General features: G+C 73.5%; 1 protein-coding gene. It reads left to right on the top strand.

Translation table 11 applies throughout. The features are described from left to right. Positions 1-5393: amino acid adenylation domain-containing protein (locus AC1D1T_RS29715; protein WP_477993052.1), on the top strand; the 5393-nt coding region annotated here is incomplete at both ends.

The following is a 5393-nucleotide window of genomic DNA, read 5'->3' as shown; positions in this document are numbered from 1 at the left end:
CGCCACTGTCGCACCCGCAGCAGGCGCTGTGGTTCGTCCACCAGGAGCAGCCCGACAGCGCGGCCTACAACGTGTTGTTCGCGCTGCGCGTGCTGTCGCCGGTCGACGAGGCGGCGCTGCGCCAGGCACTGCAGGCGCTGGTCGACCGCCATGCGGTGTTGCGCACCACGTACGAGGTGATCGACGGCTTGCCGCGCCAGTGCATTGCCGGCACCGGAACGGCGGTGCTCGAGGTGCACGACGTGGCCGGCCTCGACGACGCAGCCCTGCACCGGCTCATCGACGCCGACGCCCGCCGCCCGTTCGACCTGGCGCACGGCCCGGTGATGCGCACGGCGCTGTACCGCCGCGCCCCCGGCGACCAGGTGCTGCTGCTGGCGATGCACCACATCGCGATCGACGGCTGGTCGCTGCTGATCCTGCTGGAGGAGCTGCGCGCGCTGCTGGCCGAGGCCGGCGGCGGTGCCCCGGCCGGCCTGCCGCGCGTCGAGCGGCAGTACGCCGACTACACCGACTGGCAGGCCGCGATGCTGGCCGGCCCGCAGGGCGCGCAGCTCGCCGCGTACTGGACCCGCCAGCTCGCCGCGCCGCGCGCCGAGATCGAGCTGCCGCCCGATCGCCCGCGCCCGCCGCGCCGCAGCGGGCAGGGCGCGAGCTTCGATTTCCATCTCGATGCCGCCACCACCACCCGCCTGAACCAGCTCGCGCGCGACGAGGGCATGACGCTGTACGTGCTGCTGCTGGCTGCGTTCAAGGTGCTGCTGTACCGCCACACCGGATGCGAGGACGTGATCGTCGGCACGCCGACCGCCGGCCGCACGCAGCCGGAGTTCGCGCGCGTGCTGGGCGATTTCGTGAACCCGGTCGCACTGCGCTCGCGGGTGCATGCCGAGCTGCCGTTCCGCACGCTGATGCAGCAGGTGCGCGGCACGCTGCTGGAGGCGCTGGACGCGCAGGAGTACCCGCTGTCGCTGCTGGTCGAGCGGCTGCAGCCGGTGCGCGATGCGAGCCGCTCGCCGCTGTTCGAGACGATGTTCGTGCTGCAGCGCTTCGAGCAGTTCCGCGAGCTCAACGACCTGCTGGTTGCCGGCGCGAGCGACGTGCCGGTCGACTTCGCCGGCTGGCGCGTGACGCCGTATGCGCTGACCCAGCAGGAAGGGCAGTTCGACCTCGGGCTCGGGCTGATCGACCGCAGCGATGCGCTGTCGGGCGCGTTCAAGTACAACCCCGCGCTGTTCGACCGCGCGAGCATCGAGCGGCTGTGGGCCCACTACCGCGTGCTGCTCGACGGCATCGTCGCCGACCCGGCCCTGCCGATCGGCCGGCTGCCGCTGCTCGATGCCGCGGAGCGCGCCGCTCTGTTGCCGCCCGTGCTGCCGCCCGCGCAGCCGATCGCGGTGGCGCAGGCCCAGCCGCTGCACCGGCGCTTCGAGGCGCATGCCGCGGCCACGCCGGACGCGACCGCGCTGCGCTGCGACGGCGCCGCGCTGTCGTACGGCGCGCTGAACCGCCGCGCGAACCAGGTGGCGCACCGGCTGCAGGCGCTGGGCGTCGGGCCGGGGACGCGCGTCGGGCTGTGCGCCGAACGCTCGATCGAGCTGGTGGCCGGGCTGCTGGGCATCCTGAAGGCGGGCGGCGCCTATCTGCCGATCGACCTGTCTTACCCGGCCGAGCGCGTGGCCTTCATGCTCGGCGACGCACAGGCGCCGGTGATGCTGACGCAGTCGGCGCTGCTCGCGCGGCTGCCGCCGCACGCCGGTGCGACGCTGTGCCTCGACGACGCGTCGCTGGCCGAGGCGCCCGTGGAGAACCCGGCGAGCCCCGTCAGCGCCGACGACCTGATCTACGTGATCTACACCTCCGGTTCCACCGGCCAGCCGAAGGGCACGCTGCTGACGCACCGCGCGGTCGACCGGCTGTTCAGCGCCACCGACGGCTGGTTCCGCTTCGGCCCGCAGGACGTGTGGACGCTGTTCCATTCGGTCGCGTTCGACTTCTCGGTGTGGGAGCTGTGGGGGGCGCTGGCGCACGGCGGCTGCCTGGTGGTCGTGCCGCAGGCGGTGAGCCGCTCGCCGGAGGCCTTCCTGCAGCTGCTGCACGACGAACGCGTGACGGTGCTGAACCAGACGCCTTCTGCCTTCCGCCAGCTGGTGCAGGCTGACGTCGACAGCGGCGCCCCGCGGCGCACCGCGCTGCGCGAGGTGGTGTTCGGCGGCGAGGCGCTGGAGCTGCAGGCGCTGCGGCCGTGGTTCGAGCGCCATGGCGATGCGCAGCCGCGGCTCGTCAACATGTACGGCATCACCGAGACCTGCGTGCACGTGACGTACCGGCCGATCACGCGCGCCGACGTGGACGCACGCGCCGGCAGCGTGATCGGCGTGCCGATCCCCGACCTGCGCGTGCTGCTGCTCGACGCGCTGCTGCAGCCGGTGCCGATCGGCGTCACCGGCGAGATGTTCGTCGGCGGGCCGGGCCTCGCGCTCGGCTACCTGAACAGGCAGGAGCTGACGGCGGCACGCTTCATCGACGACCCGTTCCGCCCCGGCGAGCGGCTGTACCGCAGCGGCGACCTGGCACGCTGGCGCCCGCGGACCGATGGCGCGCTGGAGCTGGAGTACCTCGGCCGCATCGACCACCAGGTGAAGATCCGCGGCTTCCGCATCGAGCTGGGCGAGATCGAGGCATTGCTGGCGCAGCAGCCGGGCGTGCGCGAGAGCGCGGTGCTGGCGCGCGAGGACGTGCCCGGCGACCAGCGGCTCGTCGCCTACCTGGCCGGCAGCGCCGATGTCGACGCGCTGAAGCAGGCGCTGCGCGAGCGGCTGCCCGACTACATGGTGCCGGCCGCATTCGTCGTGCTGCCGACGCTGCCGCTGACGGGCAACGGCAAGGTCGACCGCCAGGCCCTGCCGGCGCCGGCAGGGCTGGCTGCGACGGCCGCGCGGCGCGTCGAGCCGCCGCAGGGCGAGACCGAGCAGGGCCTGGCGGCGATCTGGCGCGACGTGCTGGGCCTGGGTGATGTGGGTCAGGAGGTCGGCCGCCACGACAACTTCTTCGAGCTCGGCGGCCACTCGCTGCTCGCGACCCAGGTGACGGCGCGCATCCGCCAGGCGCTGGACCGCGGCTTCGTGCTGCGTGCGGTGTTCGAGCACCCGGTGCTGCACGAGCTGGCGCGGGCGATCGAGGCCGGCCGTGCGCCGGCCGCAGCGAGCGCGGCGATCACGCGGCTGGCCGGCGACGGCCCGAGCCCGCTGTCGTTCGCGCAGGAGCGCATGTGGCTGCTGCACGAGCTGGCGCCGGAGAGCTCGGCCTACAACATGCCGGTCGCGCTGCGCCTGCACGGCGTGCTCGATCGCGCCGCGCTGGAGCGGGCACTCGACGCGCTGGTGCAGCGCCACGAGACGCTGCACACCACCTTCGCGATGATCGACGGCCGGCCGATGCAGACGGTGCAGCCGCATCAGCCGTTCGCGCTGCCCTTCCACGACCTGCGCGCGCAGGGCCGGCAGGCCGAGGAGGCCGCGATCGCGCTGGCCACCGACACCGCGCGCGCCTACTTCGACCTGAACCGCGGACCGGTCTTCCGCACGCTGCTGGTCCAGGTCGCCGACGACGAGCACCTGCTGCTGCTCGCGATGCACCACGTCGCCGGCGACCAGTGGTCGTACGGCGTGCTGGGCCGCGAGCTGGCCGAGGCCTATGCGGCGTTCCGCCGCGGCGCCGCGCCGGCGTGGCAGCCGCTCGCGGTGCAGTACCGCGACGTGGCGGTGTGGCAGCGCGAGCGCTTCCAGGGCGAGCTGCTGGAAACGCAACTCGGCTACTGGCGCCGCCAGCTCGACGGCGTGGCGCCGTTGCTGCTGCCGACCGACCACCCGCGGCCGACGATCCTGTCGGACCGCGCCGCCTGGCATGCCGACGTGCTGCCCCCCGCGCTGATCGAATCGCTCGAGGCCTTCAGCCGCGGGCATGGCTGCACGCTGTTCATGACGCTGTTCGCCGCGTACGTGACGCTGCTGCACCGCTACAGCGGGCAGGCCGACATCGCGGTGGCGGTGCCGATCGCCAACCGCGAGCAGCGCGAGGTGGAAGGGCTGGTCGGCGGCTTCATCAACACGCTGGTGCTGCGCAGCCGCTGCGGCGACGACACCGCGTTCGCCGACCTGCTGGCGAGCGTGCGCAGCACCGCGCTGGAGGCGTATGCGCACCAGGAGCTGCCGTTCGCGAAGCTGGTCGAGGAACTGCGGCCGATGCGCGGCCCGGCACTGCCGCCGCTTGCCCAGGTGCTGTTCACGCTGCAGAACGCGCCGATGACCGGCATCGAGTTCCCCGGGCTGCAATGGGAGCCGGTCGCGATCGACCGCGCTGCGGCGCCGTTCGAGCTGGGGCTGTACATCGAGGCGGCCGTCAGCGGCAGCGTGCTGTTCGAGTACTCGACCGAGCTGTACGACGAGCCGACGATCCGGCGCATGGCGGGGCACTATCGGATGCTGCTCGAATCGCTGATGGAAGCACCCGCCACGATGCTCGCGAAGCTGCCGATGCTCACCGCCGACGAGCAGCGCTGGCTGCGGGTCGAGATGAACGGCACCGCCGCCGCGCATGCCAATGATGTCTACCCACGCCTGTTCGAGGCCCAGGTCGCGCGCAGCCCCGAGGCCGAGGCGGTGCGCTACGAGGGCGCCTCGCTCACCTACGCGGCGCTGAATGCGCGCGCGAACCGCGTCGCCAACCGGCTGCGCGCGATGGGCGTCGGCCCGGGGCAGCTGGTCGGCGTGTGCCTGCAGCGCTCGCTGGCGCTGGTGGTGGCCTTGCTCGGCGTGCAGAAGGCCGGCGGCGCCTACGTGCCGCTGGACCCCGGCTTCCCGGCCGAGCGGCTCGCCTACATGCTGGAGGACAGCGGCGCGCGCGTGCTGGTGGCCGGCGGCGATGCGGCCGACGGCATCGCGCTGCCGCCCGGCGTGCAATTGCTGGACGTGCTGGCCGATGCGGTCGCGCTGGGCGCAGGCAGCGAGGACAACCTCGCGGGCGCGCCGGCACCGGACGACCCGGCCTACGTGATCTACACCTCCGGCTCCACCGGCCGGCCGAAGGGCGTGGTGGTGCCGCACGGCGCGCTCGCGAACTTCCTGCATTCGATGCGGCGCGAGCCGGGGCTGGCGGCCGGTGACGTGCTGGCGGCCGTGACGACCGTCTCGTTCGACATCGCCGGGTTGGAGCTGTACCTGCCGTGGCTGGTGGGCGCGCGCGTCGAGCTGTGCTCGCGCGAGACGGCGGCCGACGGCATTGCGCTCTCGGCGGCGCTGGCGGCCAGCGGCGCGACCGTGCTGCAGGCGACGCCGGCCACCTGGCGCCTGCTGCTGGAAGCCGGCTGGACCGGCGGGCCCAACTTCCGCGCG

The sequence above is a fragment of the Rhizobacter sp. P2_H3 genome (genome assembly GCF_056403355.1).
This window is presented reverse-complemented; position numbering and strand designations above follow the sequence as displayed.